This is a genomic window from Stenotrophomonas sp. a6 (assembly GCF_030913325.1).
Taxonomy (GTDB): Bacteria; Pseudomonadota; Gammaproteobacteria; order Xanthomonadales; family Xanthomonadaceae; genus Stenotrophomonas; species Stenotrophomonas maltophilia.
This window is the reverse complement of sequence record NZ_CP133161.1, coordinates 3235267-3250513: the sequence shown is the minus strand read 5'-3', so window position 1 is coordinate 3250513 and position 15247 is coordinate 3235267. Positions and strand designations below refer to the sequence as shown.

Genomic DNA, 15247 nt, shown 5'->3' with positions numbered 1-15247 from the left:
CCGTTGCGGTCGCTTCGATGATGATCGAGGACGACACCGGCTTCGTGCTGCATGCGCGGGCCTACCGCGAGACCAGCCTGCTGGTCGAGGTGTTGAGCGCGCAGCATGGCCGCGTTGGCCTGCTCGCGCGTGGTGTGTCAACCGCGAAGGGCCAGGTGCTGCGCGCTGCCCTGCAGCCATTGCAGTGGATCCGCTTCAGCGCCCAGCAGCGCGGTGAACTGGCCCAGTTGCGCGGCGCTGAAGCGCTGGATGCGGCCCCGCGCCTGGTCGGCCAGGCGATGCTGGCCGGCTTCTATCTGAGTGAACTGACCCTGCGCCTGGCACCTCGCCAGGATCCGTTGCCTGAGTTGTATCTGGCCTATGGCGAAGCGCGCGCACGGCTGGCGGTCGGTGCCGGCCTGGCCTGGACGCTGCGTCGTTTCGAGCGCGAGCTGCTGACCGCGCTGGGCCTGGGTTTCGAACTGGACAGTGCCAGCGACGGCCAGCCGATCGACCCGGCCGCGCGCTACGAGCTGGACCCACAGGAAGGCGCGCAGCGCCTGCTCAGTGAGCGCGGTGGGGAACGCCGGGCGGCGGCCACTGGCTCGGCGCTGCTGGCGTTGGCGGCCGACGAAGAGCCCGCTGCCGCCGACCTGGCCAGCCTGCGCCTGCCGATGCGGCGGGTGCTGGCCCATCACCTCGGGCCACGCGGCCTGAAGTCCTGGGAAATGCTCGAGCAGCTCGCGCCCCGCAGGTAGGGGGGTGTTCGGCAGGGCTTGCAGCCCTGCACCTGCCGAGGCCAAAGCAACAGCAACAACAACAGCATGCATTCCGTGGGATGGCGGGGTGGGTCCGGTTGCGGGAGACGCCGTAAACCCGTCCCTGGGGGCTTGGCCGCGGCATCCATGCCGCGGACACTCCCGCAACCGGACCCACCCCGCCTTCGACAGATTCCTGCGAGCTGTCGGAACGGCACTCTGCTCTGGTGGGTGTCGACCTTGGTCGACACAGTAGAGCCACGCCATGCGTGGATGCGTTTCGATTTCAATTCGAAATATTTGATTCTGATTGAGATTCATCCACGCATGGCGTGGATCTACCCGCCGTCACCGGGAATCTGTCGGGGGTGGGGCGGTGTGGGTTGGCAGGACCGTTGGCGCCATGGATGGCGCCATCGAGCCCCCAGGGATGGGTTTACGGCGTGTCCTGCCAACCCACACCGCCCCGCCCAACAAGCAGAAAGCCAGAGCCGCTCTGGCTCTGGCCTTTGGTGTTGCCCTGGCTTGAAGCTTCGGCAGGTGCAGGGCGCAGCCCTGCCGAAAAACCCTCAATGCAGCAGGGCAGCCACCGCGGCGCGGAACCCATCCTGGGCCTGCCCGGACTCGGGCGCATGATGCAGCTGCCGCACCGCCCGTCCCAGCCGTGCCGCGCCGACAAACCCACAGCTCGCCTGCAACCGGTGCAGCTGGCTGCGCAGCTGGCGCTCGTCGTGCTGGTCCACCGCCTGCTCGACCGCGTCGCGTACGCCCGGCAACTCGGCCAGGAACAGCTCGCGCAGCGCGATCAAGTGGTTGCGCTGGCCATTGAGCGCGGCCAGTGCCGCGGTCTCGTCCCAGTCCTGCACCTGCAGCTCGACCGCTGCCGGAGCCGGGGCAACGGAGATCCCCGCCGGGCTGTTCACCAGTGCCCGGCGCACGGCCTTCAGCAACTGGTCGCGGCCCAGCGGCTTGACCAGCGTGTCGCTGAAGCCAGCTTCGCGCAGGCGGGCATGGATGGAGGTGTCGCCATCGGCGGTATGCGCCAACGCCGGGGTATCGGGGTGCGAACGGCGCAGTTCACGCAGCAGCTGCGCGCCGTTGCCGTCCGGCAGGTTGACGTCGATCAGCCACAGGTCATGCGCGCCGGGCTCGGCGCTGGCCAGCGCACTGGCCAATGAATCTGCGGTGTCCACGTCCGCCGGTAACGTTTCCAACGCCGCTTTGAAAAAACCGCGGCTGATGATGTCGTCCTCGACAAGCAGGAAGCGGGGCCGGCTGGCCCGCGGGGTCATCTGCATCAGGGCTGCCTCCATGTCAGCTGCTGCAATCATCAAGCACGGCGGCGGCGGGCGCAAGCGGGTCCGGACCCTGCCAGTCAGGATCTGCGACAATGTGCCCCCATTTTTGCCCGCAGCCTGTTGCCACGTGGCCCGATCCCGCTCCCGCATCGACCGTACCCCGTTCCAGACCGAGATCCTCGACCTCAGCCATGATGGTCGCGGCGTCGCCCGCCGTGAAGGCGAGGGCGGCAAGGTCACCTTCGTCAGCGGCGCCCTGCCGGGCGAGGTGGTCATGGCCGAACAGACCGCCCGCAGCCGCCATTTCGACGAGGCGCGCACGGTGGAAGTGCTGCAGGCCTCGCCCCAGCGCGTGACCCCGAAGTGCCCGCATTTCGGTACCTGCGCCGGCTGCGTGCTGCAGCATCTGGACGAAGACCAGCAGATCGTCGCCAAGCAGCGCGTGCTGATGGACAACCTGGAGCGGATCGGCCATGTGAAGCCGGGCAAGGTGCTGGCGCCGCTGGTCGGCGAGAGCTGGGGTTATCGCCGCAAGGGCCGCTTCTCGGTGCGCCGGGTCGAGAAGAAGGACAAGACCCTGGTCGGTTTCCGTGAACAGGACCCGCGTTTCGTCGCCGATCTCAGCCAGTGCCTGACCGTGATCCCGGAGATCGGTACCAAGGTCGAGGCCTTGTCGACCTTCATCGAATCGCTCGATGGCAAGCGCGACATCCCGCAGATCGAGTTCATCGCCGGTGACCAGGCGGTGGTGCTGACCGTACGCCACCTGCAGCCGCTCAGCGATGCCGACCGCGCCGCCTGGGCCGCCTTTGGCCAGCAGCATGGTTTCGTGATCTACCTGCAATCCGGCGGCGTGGACACCGTGCAGCCGCTGGACGGGCAGGGCGTGCCGCTGTCGTTCCGGTTGGCGCCTTGGGACGTGGAACTGGCGTTCCGCCCGCTGGACTTCATCCAGGTCAACGCCAAGCTCAACGAAAAGATGATCGCCCACGCCCTGGACCTGCTTGAGCCGGGCGAGGACGAACGCGTGCTTGACCTGTTCTGCGGCCTGGGCAACTTCACCCTGCCGCTGGCCCGCCGAGTGCGCGAAGTGGTGGGTGTGGAAGGCGATGCCGGCCTGGTCGCGCGTGCCCGTGAGAATGCCGTGCGCAACGGGCTGGCCAACGCCCAGTTCTTCAGCGCCGACCTGACCCAGGACCAGCGCAGCACGCCGTGGATGCGCCAGGGCTTCGACAAGCTGCTGCTGGACCCGCCGCGCTCGGGCGCCATCGAAGTGCTGCAGCAGCTGCCGCTGAAGCAGTTCAAGCGCATCGTCTACGTCAGCTGCCACCCGGGTTCGCTGGCGCGCGATGCCGGCTATCTGGTCAACGAACAGGGCTTCACCCTGGTCAGTGCCGGTGCGATGGACATGTTCCCGCACACCGCGCACGTGGAAAGCATCGCGGTGTTCGAGAAGCGCTGAGCGGCTGTCATCACCCATGGCGCATAATCGCGCCATGGGCATTGAAATCGAACGCAAATTCCTGGTCATCAACGATGGCTGGCGATCCGCTGCGCACCGGGTGATCCCGATGGCGCAGGGCTACATCAACGACATGGGCGCGCTGGATCGCGGAACCCAGAACGCCTCGGTGCGCGTGCGTATCGAGGGCGACCATGCTGCGCTGAACCTGAAGTCGCGCACCATCGGCCACACCCGGCAGGAATTCGATTACCCGATTCCGGTGGAGGACGCGCGCGCGCTGCTGGCGCTGTGCGTGGGTGGCCTGATCGACAAGCGCCGCCATCTGGTCGAGCACGCCGGCCTGACCTGGGAAGTGGACGAGTTCCTCGGCGACAACGCCGGTCTGGTGGTGGCCGAGGTGGAACTGGACAGCGCCGACCGGGCCATCGAGCTGCCGGACTGGGCCGGCGCGGAAGTCACCGACGACGCCCGCTACTACAACGTCGCGCTCGCCAGTCATCCCTATTCACAGTGGTGAAACCCTGAAAAGGGGACGGAGGGGATTAAGTCGTCTTTACCCCGCCTGTGCGGAAAGCGACTTAATCCCCTCCGTCCCCTTTTTTCGGCGGGGGCGGGCCCCATGTCGGTGGGATGAGAATCGACATCTACTCCGACGTGGTCTGTCCCTGGTGCTGGATCGGCAAGCATCGTTTCCAGCAGGGCGTGCAGTTGCTGGGCGCCGATGCGCCTGAACTCGATATCCACTGGCAGCCGTTCCAGCTGGACCCGGACGCGGACGACACCCCGGTGCCGCTGCGCGAGGCCTATGTGCGCAAGTTCGGTGGCGTCGAGCGCACCGAGCAGATCCTCGGCCAGACCCAGACCACGGCGCGTGCGGAAGGCCTGCCGATGGACTTCAGCCGGGGCCAGGTGCGGGTGACCACGCTGCCGGCACATCGGGTGCTGTGGCTGGCCGGCCAGCACGGCGTGCAGGACGCGGTCGGGGAGGCGCTGTTCCGCGCCCACTTCGAGCTTGGCCAGAACCTGGCGGACAGCGCGGTGCTGATCAAGGCCGGTGTGGCGGGCGGCCTGGACGGCGGCGAAATCGCGCAGATGCTGGCCTCCGACCGCGGCCTGGCCGAGGTCGAAGCCAAGCTGGCGGAGGCGCATGCGCTGGGCATCTCCTCGGTGCCGACCTTCGTCATCGATGGAAAGTGGGCCATTTCCGGGGCGCAGCCCCCCGAGGCCTTCGCCAACGCCCTGCGCCAGATTGCCGCCGAACAGGGCGCCCCGGCCACCCCGGCTGGCGACGACGAGGCCTGCGGCCCGGACGGCTGCAAGGTCTGAGCAGATCGGGGTCAGAGCCCCTGCGGGGATCCGGCCCCGGGGTCAGATCCCCGCAGGGGCTCTGACCGCACACTCCCCTTTTTCTGACCACTGCGCCTGTCGGCCGGTTCTGCGACAATGCGGCACTGCGCCATGCGGGCGCGCGTTGTGGAGATCGACCATGCTGCTGATCGGCGTTGCCGGCACCGAACTGACCGCCCAGGAACGTGACTGGCTGCAGCACGATGCCGTGGCCGGGGTGGTGCTGTTCAAGCGCAACTTCGCCTCCCGCCAGCAGGTGACCGATCTTAGCGCGGCGATCCGCGCCGCCGCGCCGCGCCCGCAGCTGATCTGCGTGGACCAGGAAGGCGGTCGTGTACAGCGTTTCCGCGAGGGTTACAGCGATCTGCCGCCACTGCAGGACATTGGTGCCCTGTATGCCACCGACCCGCAGCAGGCCTTGGCATTGGCCGAACGGCACGCCTGGCTGATGGCCAGCGAAGTACGCGCCAGCGGCCTGGACCTGAGCTTCGCGCCGGTGGTCGACCTTGGCCGTGGCAACCGTGCCATCGGCAACCGCGCCTTCAGTGAAGACCCGCAGGTGGTGGCCGCGTTCACCGCCGCCTACGTGCGTGGCATGCACTCGGTCGGCATGGCCGCCACGCTCAAGCATTTCCCCGGCCACGGCACCGTGCTGGAAGACACCCACGTCGATACTGCGATCGATCCGCGCGCGCTGGACGAGCTGCGTGCGCAGGACCTGGTGCCGTTCCAGGCCGGCATCGCCGCCGGTGCCGATGCGGTGATGATGGCGCACGTGATCTACCCGCAGATTGCGCCTGAACCGGCAGGTTACTCGCCGCGCTGGATCCAGGACATCCTGCGCGGCGAGCTCGGCTTCCGTGGCGTGGTGTTCTCCGACGACATCGGCATGGCCGCCTCGCACAGCGCCGGCGGCGTGCCGGCGCGCGTGCACGCCCATCTGGACGCCGGCTGCGACGTGGTGCTCGTCTGCCACCCGGAGCTGGTCGATGAAGCCCTGCACGCGGTGCAGGGGCGCTCCCTCAATACCGCTGCGCTGCTGGGCCTGATCGGCCGCGGCGCGCTTGGCTGGGATGGCCTGCTGGCCGATGCCCGCCATGGCGACACCCAAACCCGTCTGCTTGAAACCCTTGGAAGAACCGTCTGATGCCCAACCTCACCATTTCCCAGGCCCTGGCCCGGGCTGACCTGCTGGTCGACCGCCCCACCATCGACAAGGCCATCGCTGGTATCGCCGACGCCATCGCGCGCGACTACAAGGGCGAGGTGCCGCTGTTCCTGTCCATCATGCACGGTGCGCTGCCGTTCGCCGGCCAGCTGGCGCTGGAACTGGGCGCGCGCGGCCAGGACGTGCAGTTTGATTACCTGCACGCCACCCGCTACCGCGGTGAAACCACCGGCGGCGACCTGGTCTGGAAGCACAAGCCGGCCACCTCGCTGTTCGGCCGCCGCGTGCTGCTGGTCGACGACATCCTTGACGAGGGCTACACCCTGCAGGGCGTTCGCACCTGGTGCCTGGAACAGGGCGCAACCGACGTGCGCATCGCCGCGATGACGGTGAAGAAGCACGACCGCGCGCTGCCGGACGTGACCGCCGACTACGCCGGCATCGAACTGCCGGACCGCTACGTGTTCGGCTTCGGCATGGACGTCAACGAAACCCTGCGCTGCGTGCCGGCCATCTACGCGATGAAGGAATAACGGCGCAGCCGCCCGCGGCGCGTCTTCTTCTGCCGCCGGCATCCTCGGGTGCCGGCGTTCGTCTTTTCATGGAGTGCTTCGAATGCAACAGATCGCCCTGGCCGTGATCGGCGGTACCGGTGTCTACAACCTGGCCAAGCTTGACGACGTGCAGACCCACGAGGTCGACACCCGCTTCGGCCGCCCGTCGGGCCCGGTGCGCGTCGGTACGCTGCTCGGCCATCGCGTGGCGTTCCTGGCGCGCCATGGTGAAGGCCACTCGCTGCCGCCGCACAAGATCAACTACCGCGCCAACCTGGCCGCGCTGCAGCAGCTGGGCGCGCAGCGCGTGTTGGCGTTGAACACGGTCGGTGGCATCACCGAGGATTTCGGCCCGCGCGTGCTGGCCTGCCCGGACCAGATCATCGACTACACCTGGGGCCGCATCAGCACCATCTGTGAAGAAGAGGGCACCGATGTGGTCCACGTCGATTTCGGCCACCCGTACACGCCGATGCTGCGCAGCAAGATCCTGGCGGCGGCCAAAGTGACCGGCGTCACGGTCCATGACGGTGGCTGCTACGGCGCAACGCAGGGCCCGCGCCTGGAAACCATCGCTGAAATCGCCCGCATGCGCCGCGACGGCTGCGACCTGGTGGGCATGACCGGCATGCCGGAAGCCGCGCTGGCACGCGAACTGGGGCTGGATTACGCCTGCCTGGCGATCATCGCCAACTGGGCTGCCGGCTGTGGTGATGGCGAGGAGATTACGATGGCCGAAGTGCTGGCCAACGTACAGGCGGCCAGCAACGGACTTCCGGAACTGGTGGGCGAATTGGCGCGGGGGTGATTGTCTTCCCCGAGCAAGCTTTGCATACTCAGCTTGTGCGCGGGTTCAGCGTACACCACCCATTCATTGCATAAGGTCTCGCATCACCATGCCGAACGGTACCGTCAAGTGGTTCAACGACGCCAAGGGATTTGGCTTCATCTCGCCGGAGGATGGCAGCGCCGACGTGTTCGCGCACTTCTCCGCCATCAACTCCAAGGGCTTCCGCAGCCTGCAGGAAGGCCAGCGTGTCACCTATGACGTGACCCAGGGCCCGAAGGGTGCCCAGGCTTCGAACATCACGCCGGCCGAGTGATCCACTCGACAGTGCGTTGAAAACCCCGCTTCGGCGGGGTTTTTTTTTTGCGCGGCGTGCCCGCGGCCGGTTCGCGATCCACCCGCCTCGGGCACAATGTGGCCATGACGGAACGACTGCGTATCGCCGTGATCGGCTACGGCACCGCTGGACAGGCGGTGTCCATCCTCCTCACCCGTGACGGCCACGAAGTGGAGATATTCGAACGCGTGCCGACGCCGGGACCGGTGGGTGCCGGTTTCCTGCTGCAGCCCAGCGGCCTGCAGGTGCTGTGGCAGATGGGCCTGCTGGATGCGGTGCGCGCGCATGCCGCGCCGGTGCACCGCCTGTATGGCGACACGCCATGCGAGCGCGCGGTGATGGACATGCGCTACGACGGTCTGGATGCGCGCCTGCATGGCCTGGGCATGCAGCGTGGGGCGTTGTTCTCGCTGTTGGACCAGGCGCGCGCAGGGGCAGGCAATCTGCATGCGGGCGTCACCATCGCTGCCGTGGATGCCGAGCAGGGCCGCCTGCGCGACAGCGAAGGGCGCCTGCATGGCCCGTTCGACCTGGTGGTGGCCGCCGATGGCGCGGCCTCTACGCTGCGCAGCACCATTGCCGGCGGTGCCGGGCTGGACCGCGTGTATCCGTGGGGAGCGCTGTGGTGCCTGTTGCCGGCTGAAGACTGGCCGCATGTGCAGGAGCTGCGGCAGCGCTACGTGGCCGCGCGCAAGATGATCGGCCTGTTGCCGGTCGGCACGCGCCCCGGCGATGACACGCCGCGCCTGAGTTTCTTCTGGAGCCTGCCACGCACCGACTTCGAGCGCTGGCAGGCCGATGGCATGACGCCCTGGCTGGACGAGCTGCATGCGCTGTGGCCGCAGGCCAGTGCGCGCTTCGCCCACCTGCGCGATGCCGGCCAGCTGGCGCGCGCGGTCTATCGCGATGCAGTGATGACGCGCTGGCACCAGGGCCGCATGGTGCTGGCAGGTGATGCGGCGCACGCGATGAGCCCGCAGCTGGGGCAGGGGGTGAACATGGCGCTGCTCGATGCGCTGGCGCTGCGCGATGCGGTGCGCACGCATGGCGGTGGTGCCGCTGCATTGCAGGCCTACCAGGCGCAACGCAGGGCGCACGTGGCGGTCTACCAGCGCTGGAGTCGCTGGCTGACGCCGCTGTTCCAGTCCGATCGCGATGCCTGGGCGAAGACGCGCGACGTGCTGCTGGGCCCGATGGGGCGCCTGCCCGGAGGCCGTGGCCACATGCTGCGCGTGCTCAGCGGCACGCAGCAGGGGTGGTTCGGTTCGCTTACGCTGGATCCGGCCTTCATCGACGCATTGGCGACGACGATGGAAATACCTCGCAGCAACGCGATCACGGCCACCGCGTGAAGCGTGCCGTCACGTGAATTAACGGTTGCCTCACCGCGGATGTGCGAGAAGTAGCTTGCACGCGACTGCGCGTCGCCCGTTTTCCTTTCCGTGATCAACATCGCGCGTGGCCCGGGCAGCGCTGCTGTTGCGGCCTGTTGCGGCCCAGACGTGCCGCTTGATGAAGAGGAGGACGCCATGTTGTTCGCGGTCGAAGAGCTGGAATCGGAAATCTGCAAGCTGCGTGGACTGCTGCAGATGCTGCACGAGGACCAGCCCGACGTACTGGAGGATGTATTCGAGTTCCATGTCGGCAGCCTGGTCAGCCATGCGTCGCCGGAACACCACGCACGCATCCGGACCTGCGCGCAGGAGATGCTGGCGGCAATCCAGGCCTTGCCGCGGCGGCGTGAGAATGACACCCCTGATTTCCAGTTGATGCCGCAGCTGGGCATTGGCCCGGCCTGAGTCAGGCGACCGGCAGTTCCACCAGGCCGCTTTCCACGCAGGCGATCATCTGTTCGCCGCGGGCGGGGGCAGGCACGATGCCTGCAGTGAATGCGGAGAAGGCCGGCAGGACCGTCATCCGGTCACGCAGCCAGAACGCGGGGAAGCGCCGTCGCAGTGGCTTCAAGGCAACCTGCGGGTGCAGATGCCCGGCGATCACATGCAGCGCCGCATCGGGCATCGGCTCATGCCGAAGCAGGAACGGCCGCAGTCGTACTTCATCGTGGATCTGGACCTGCAACTGCGCATGCGGCAGCTGGCGGTCGTGATTACCGCGCAGGACATGCACGTCCAGAGAAGCATTGCGTTCACGCCATCCCAGCCATTGCTGGTACCACCCAGCGCGATGCGCCGGCCCATGCAGGATGTCGCCCAGGATCCACAGCTCGCGGCAGGCATGCAGGTCCAGAAGCCGCTGCAAGCGTTGCAGGTCTTCGCCGGTGCCGCCGCTGGGCAACGCGATGCCGGCGCGACGGAACACATCGGCCTTGCCCAGATGGAGGTCTGCGATCAGCAGTGCCTGCCGCGCGGGCCAGTACAGCGCACGCGCGCCCACCAGGACCACGGACTCACCAGCAAGCAGCAGCGGCAATTCATCGGTCATGGCGGCGCTCCAGTTGCTGGGCCGCGCGCTGCACGCGCATACGCCAGTCTTCATTGCTGAACTGACCGCGCAGGCGTTCGGCCCACAATGGAAAGCCCAGCGGCGTGAGTGATGACGGTCGCTGCAGCGACAGCTGCTGCGTGCCGATCCGCTCCAGTACCTGCTGCACCCCCGGCAGGTCGAGGCTGTCGTACAGCACTTCATGTTCCGCCAGCGCCAGCAGCAGGTGTTCCGGATCGTGCTCGCGCAGCACGTCGTACAGCAGGCCCGCGGACGCCTGCAGCTGGCGCAGCGACCGTGGCATGCCACCGGGCAGGCTGGGCACCAGCAGGCCTGCTACGCGTGCGATGCCCCGGAACTGACGTCGCGCCAGCTCGCCCAGGTTCACTGCCTCGCGCAGATCGGCCAGCAACCGGTCATTGCCGAACAACGCACGCCATTGCGCCTCATCCAGATCGATCGGCCGCGCCGGCGCCAGCACCAGGCCATGATCGTTCACCGCATAGCCAATGCTGTTGCGTTGCTGGCGGGTGCAGCGCAGCGCCAACAGCGCGGCCAGTGCCTCGTGTACGTGGCGGCCGGCAAAGGGGTAGACGAACATGAACTGGCCTTCGCGGCGCCGCACCTCTTCCACCAGCAGGTGCTCTGGGCCGGGAAGCGCCGACAGCTGTTGCTGCAGTGCCAGCAACGGTGACAACCAGCGGGATTCGGCACTGTCGTCGGCGCCGGACAGCACCCACTCCAGCTCACGGCCGAGTGGCATCGACAGTGGCAACTGGCCTCCCTGCCAGCGCGGCACCACACCATCGCCGCGCCCTCGTGCCAGCCGCACGAAAGCGGTCATGTCGCGCAGCTGCACCAGTTCCAGCAGGCGCCCGGCGAACTGGAAACGGTCGCCGCGACGCAGGCGGCTGGCGAACTGCTCCTCCACTGCACCAAGCCCGCCACCGCGCAGGAACTGCACGCGCACGCTGCCATCGCTGCTGATGGTGCCGATCGACAGGCGGTGCCGCAGCGCCTGGCGGCGATCGTGCATGCGGTAGCTGCCATCGGCATCGCGCACGACCTTGTGGAAATCGGGGTACTGCGCCAGCGCCTGCCCACCCTGCACGATGAAGTCCAGCACGGCCCGCCATTGTTCATCGCCCAGCGTGGCGAAGGCATGGGTGCGACGCACCTGCGCCAGCAGCGCATCACTGTCAAAGCCGCCAGCGAGGGCGCGGCTGACCGCATGCTGTGCCAGCACGTCCAGTGACAACGTCGGCGGTCGACGCGCTTCGACCACGCCTTCCTGCAGTGCGCGGCGCACCGCTGCATATTCGGCCAGTTCCAGTGCGTGACTGGGTATGCAGACGATGGCCCCCTTGGCGCCGGGACGATGGCGTGCGCGCCCGGCGCGCTGGCGCAGCCGCGCCACGCCCTTGGGGCTGCCCAGCTGCAGTACCTGTTCAACCTCCGGGAAATCCACGCCGAGGTCGAGGCTGGAGGTCGCCACCACGCAGCGCAACGCGCCTGCGCGCAGGCCGTCTTCCACCTGCTGCCGCAGTGCTGGATCCAGCGAGCCATGATGCAGTGCCAGCGTGTCCGCGTCTTCCGGCCATACCGCCGCCAGCGCCTGGTGCCACAGCTCGGCCTGCGCGCGGGTGTTGGTGAACAGCAGGCTGCTGCGTACGGCCATCAGTGCGTCCAGCACGCGCGGTAGCTGCGCCAGGCCGAGATGCCCCGCCCAAGGGAAACGTTCACCCGGTTCCGGCAGCAGGCTGCGCACGCTGATCGCGCGCGGACGAACGCCCTGTACGATCGGTGCATCCTGTTGGCCAGGCAACAGCACGTCGCGGGCCTGCGGCAGGTTGCCCAGCGTGGCCGACAGTCCCCAAAGCTGCAGGGAAGGAGCGGCGTCGCGCAGCACCGCCAGGTTCAGCTGCAGCAGGACGCCGCGCTTGTTGCCCAGCAGTTCATGCCATTCGTCCACCACCACGCAGCGCAGCTGGCGCATGCGTGGCAGTGTGTCTGGATAGCTCAGCAGCAGTGCCAGCGATTCCGGCGTGGTCACCAGCACGTCGACGCGGCCTTCGCGGGCCTGCCGGCGCTCGCGGTTGCTGGCATCGCCGCTGCGCAGGCCGACCCGCCAGCCCAAGCCCAGCCCGTCGACCACTGCCTGCAGCGCACGTGCGGTATCACTGGCCAATGCCCGCAGCGGCGTCACCCACAGCACCTGCAGCGGCCGCACCGCGCTGGCCCGGCGCGGTGCCGACGGTGGATCGAGCATCGCCTGCAGCAGCGGGCCGCCGAACATGGCCAGCGTCTTGCCGCTGCCGGTGGGGGTGTGCAGCAGCCCGGAGTCGCCCGCCAGATAGTGCCGCCACATCGCGCGCTGGAACGGCAGTGAGCGCCAGCCGCGCGCAGCGAACCAGTCTTCCAGCCGGCGCAACGCCTCGCGGCGGTTCATCGCGCCAGCGCCTGCAGCGTGGCCAGCTGGTCGGCTTCGGTGGCGGGCTTGTCGTGGCGCCAGCGCAGGATGCGGGGAAAGCGCACGGCGATGCCGGATTTGTGCCGGCTGCTGCGGTTGACTGCCTCGAAGCCCAGTTCAAACACCTGTTCGGCACGCACGCTGCGCACCGGGCCAAACCGTTCACGGGTGTTGGCGCGGATCCAGCGATCGAGGGCCAGGATTTCCCTGTCATCCAGGCCCGAATAGGCCTTGGCCACCGGCACCAGCGTATCGCCGTCCCAGACGCCGAAGGTGTAATCGGTGTACAGCGTGCTGCGCCGTCCATGGCCGGCCTGCGCATACAGCAGCACGGCATCGATGGTCAGGGGGTCGACCTTCCATTTCCACCAGTCGCCGCGCCGTCGCCCTGACTGGTAGGCGGACGTCCGGCGTTTCAGCATCAACCCTTCCACGCCCCGCTCACGGGCGGCCTCCCGCAACGTGGCCGCCTGCAGCCAGTCTCCAGCGGGTACGTCGGGCGACAGCTGGATGCGTGTATCGCCCAGGGCACCGATGACCTCGGCCAACTGTGCACGCCGTTGCTGCAGTGGCAGCCCGCGCAGATCCTCGCCATCGCGTTCAAGCAGGTCGTAGGCAAGCACGCGTACCGGGGTGTTGCGCAAGGTCGCTGCACCGGGCTTGCGACGCTGGATGCGGGTCTGCAGCGCGGTGAAGGCGCGCGGCAGGTCGTCGCTCTCGTCCCAGGCCAGCAGTTCTCCGTCCAGCACGCAGCCGTCGGGCAGCGCCATCGCGGCCTGTTCAATTTCCGGGAAGCGGCCATCCAGCCGTTCCTCGCCACGTGACCACAGCGCCACTTCACCGCGTCGGCGCAGCAGCTGCAGACGGATTCCATCCCACTTCCACTCCAGCAGCCAGTCTTCGACCGGACCCAGCCGTTCGCCGGGTTCGCCCTCCAGCGGTGAGGCCAGGAAGAACGGGTACGGCTGCTGCCGGTCCAGTGGCAGTTCATCCGGCGACAGCAGCTGCCCCAGCAACGCGGGAGAGGGCACCCACTCGCCGAGCATGCGCTGGGCGATGCGCGCGATGTCCAGGCCGGACCATTCTGCCAGCGCCTGCTGCACCAGCCGTTGCGAGACACCCACGCGCAGCGCGCCGGTGAGCAGCTTGTTGAACACCAGGCGCTCGCCGCTACGCAGCTGCTGCCAGCCGGCGACGACCGCCGCACGGCGCACCACTTCGGGCTGGTTGGCCACCGCCAGCAGATGCTGTTCGATCCAGTCCGACAACGGCCGGTCGGCGGCGGGATGCAAGGGGTCATCCAGCAGCAGTGTCAGTGTTTCGGCCAGATCGCCGACCTGAGCGTAGCTGTCTTCCACCAGCCAGGCGGGCAGTCCGGATTCCTCGGCAATCCAGCTGCGCAGCTCACCACTGGCGGCGATCCTGCGGCGTGCGCCGCCGACCTTGCCGCCGCTGAGCAGGTACAGCGCCCACGCCGCATCGTGCGCCGCTGCGTGGCGGAAGTAGTCGACCAGTGCGGCGCGCTTGTCCAGCGTCGCAGTACTGCGGTCCAGGCGCTGGTAGAGCGCGGCGAAGGCCTTCATTCCTCGCTCCCGAAGTCGGTGCGAAAGGCTTCAGCCGCCACGCCGCGCTCGCGCAGGAACGGAATCAATGCATCGGTATTGCCATGGGTGGCGATGACCCGCTGCGCGCCGGTCTGTTCGATGGTCTGCAGCAGCGCGGGCCAATCAGCGTGATCGGAAATGACGAAGCCCCGGTCGACGTTGCGGCGTCGCCGGTTGCCGCGCAGCTGCATCCACCCCGAGGCGAACCCCAGTTGATGCGGCCCGAAGCGGCGCATCCACGGCGTGCCTGCGGCCGAGGGTGGGGCCAGGATCAACTGGCCGGCGGCATCGGGTTGACGCCCCTGTTCGGCGACGGTGAGCGTCTCCAGCATCGGGATGTTGGCCTGCCGGTAGACCGACACGCCATTGGCGATGGCGCCGTGCAGCCACGCGGGGCGGTCGTCCAGTGGCAACAACTCGGCCAGCACCCGCTGCGCCTTGCCGAGTGCATAGCACAGCAGGATCGCCGCTTCGCCACGTTGTTCGCATTCGCGGCGCCACGCCACGATCTCTGCGGCGACCGCCGGGGTGTCCGGCCAGCGATAGATCGGCAGCGCGAACGTCGCTTCGGTGATGAACGTATCGCAGGGCACCACTTCGAAGGGCGTGCAGGTCGGGTCGGGTTGGCGCTTGTAGTCGCCGGACGCCACCCACACCCGTTCACCATCGTCGATGCGCACCTGCGACGAACCGAGCACATGACCGGCCGGATGCAGCGATACCTGCACCCGGCCCAAGCGGAACGGCACCCCCTCGGCGTGCGCCTGCACGCCAACATCGCCCAGCCGCCAGCGCAGGATCGGCAGGCTTCCTTCGCTGCAGTGGTATTCGCCCATGCCCGGGCGCGCGTGGTCGCCGTGGCCATGGGTGATGACCGCGCGCGGCACCGGGCGCCAGGGATCGATGTGGAAATCTCCCGCGGCGCAGTACAGCCCCTCCGGACGCAGCACCACCAGATCGTCATTGCCTTCCATGCGGCCACTGTGGCCTGCGCTTCGTGCAGGCGGTGAGAACCGGCCTGAACACGGGCTTGGCGGG

At 68.1% G+C, this 15247-nt stretch carries 15 protein-coding genes; 10 read left to right on the top strand and 5 right to left on the bottom strand.

Going from position 1 to position 15247, the window contains the following annotated elements; all coding sequences use genetic code 11:
- Positions 1–17 precede the first annotated feature (17 nt).
- Positions 18–737 (top strand): DNA repair protein RecO, encoded by a 720-nt coding sequence (gene recO / locus Q9Q79_RS15055; protein WP_005410598.1) that lies wholly within the window; start codon positions 18–20, stop codon positions 735–737.
- A 569-nt stretch (positions 738–1306) separates the two neighbouring features.
- On the opposite strand, the gene Q9Q79_RS15050 is transcribed toward recO, so the two are convergent.
- Entirely contained in the window at positions 1307–2035 is a 729-nt protein-coding gene (locus Q9Q79_RS15050) for a response regulator (protein WP_012480972.1), read from the bottom strand.
- A gap of 127 nt (positions 2036–2162) precedes the next feature.
- Here Q9Q79_RS15050 and rlmD point away from each other — a divergent pair, with 127 nt between their 5' ends.
- The 9 genes from rlmD (at position 2163) to Q9Q79_RS15005 (ending at position 9492) form a co-directional block, all read left to right on the top strand.
- A complete protein-coding gene (gene rlmD / locus Q9Q79_RS15045; protein ID WP_005414201.1) occupies positions 2163–3497 on the top strand; it encodes a 23S rRNA (uracil(1939)-C(5))-methyltransferase RlmD in 1335 nt (444 codons plus the stop codon).
- Between the two features lie 34 nt (positions 3498–3531).
- On the top strand, positions 3532–4017 hold the full coding sequence (locus tag Q9Q79_RS15040) for a CYTH domain-containing protein (protein ID WP_049461630.1): 486 nt from the start codon (positions 3532–3534) through the stop codon (positions 4015–4017).
- A 113-nt stretch (positions 4018–4130) separates the two neighbouring features.
- A complete protein-coding gene (locus Q9Q79_RS15035) occupies positions 4131–4826 on the top strand; it encodes a DsbA family oxidoreductase (protein ID WP_005414203.1) in 696 nt (231 codons plus the stop codon).
- 160 nt (positions 4827–4986) lie between these two features.
- Entirely contained in the window at positions 4987–5994 is a 1008-nt protein-coding gene (gene nagZ / locus Q9Q79_RS15030) for a beta-N-acetylhexosaminidase (RefSeq protein ID WP_005414204.1), read from the top strand.
- On the top strand, positions 5994–6548 hold the full coding sequence (locus Q9Q79_RS15025; protein WP_012480969.1) for a hypoxanthine-guanine phosphoribosyltransferase: 555 nt from the start codon (positions 5994–5996) through the stop codon (positions 6546–6548). Before nagZ ends, Q9Q79_RS15025 begins: the two co-directional genes overlap by 1 nt.
- Positions 6549–6630: 82 nt before the next feature.
- Positions 6631–7377 (top strand): S-methyl-5'-thioinosine phosphorylase, encoded by a 747-nt coding sequence (locus Q9Q79_RS15020; RefSeq protein ID WP_006461208.1) that lies wholly within the window; start codon positions 6631–6633, stop codon positions 7375–7377.
- A gap of 88 nt (positions 7378–7465) precedes the next feature.
- Positions 7466–7672, top strand: coding sequence for a cold-shock protein (locus tag Q9Q79_RS15015; protein ID WP_005410590.1), 207 nt, complete (start codon positions 7466–7468; stop codon positions 7670–7672).
- Between the two features lie 104 nt (positions 7673–7776).
- Positions 7777–9045, top strand: coding sequence for an NAD(P)/FAD-dependent oxidoreductase (locus tag Q9Q79_RS15010; RefSeq protein WP_012480967.1), 1269 nt, complete (start codon positions 7777–7779; stop codon positions 9043–9045).
- Between the two features lie 177 nt (positions 9046–9222).
- Positions 9223–9492, top strand: a complete 270-nt coding sequence (locus tag Q9Q79_RS15005; RefSeq protein WP_024958257.1) for a hypothetical protein — start codon at positions 9223–9225, stop codon at positions 9490–9492.
- Between the two features lies 1 nt (position 9493).
- On the opposite strand, the gene pdeM is transcribed toward Q9Q79_RS15005, so the two are convergent.
- From pdeM to Q9Q79_RS14985, 4 genes are read right to left on the bottom strand one after another with little or no spacing between them, the layout of a single operon-like run.
- Positions 9494–10135: a ligase-associated DNA damage response endonuclease PdeM gene (gene pdeM / locus Q9Q79_RS15000; RefSeq protein ID WP_049402339.1), complete on the bottom strand. Its 642-nt coding sequence runs from the start codon at positions 10133–10135 to the stop codon at positions 9494–9496.
- A complete protein-coding gene (locus Q9Q79_RS14995) occupies positions 10125–12584 on the bottom strand; it encodes a ligase-associated DNA damage response DEXH box helicase (RefSeq protein ID WP_201864140.1) in 2460 nt (819 codons plus the stop codon). The genes pdeM and Q9Q79_RS14995 overlap by 11 nt, the downstream gene beginning before the upstream one ends.
- Complete coding sequence (locus tag Q9Q79_RS14990) at positions 12581–14188, bottom strand: ATP-dependent DNA ligase (protein ID WP_201864142.1); 1608 nt, start codon at positions 14186–14188, stop codon at positions 12581–12583. The genes Q9Q79_RS14995 and Q9Q79_RS14990 overlap by 4 nt, the downstream gene beginning before the upstream one ends.
- Complete coding sequence (locus tag Q9Q79_RS14985) at positions 14185–15183, bottom strand: ligase-associated DNA damage response exonuclease (RefSeq protein ID WP_005414211.1); 999 nt, start codon at positions 15181–15183, stop codon at positions 14185–14187. The genes Q9Q79_RS14990 and Q9Q79_RS14985 overlap by 4 nt, the downstream gene beginning before the upstream one ends.
- Positions 15184–15247 lie beyond the last annotated feature (64 nt).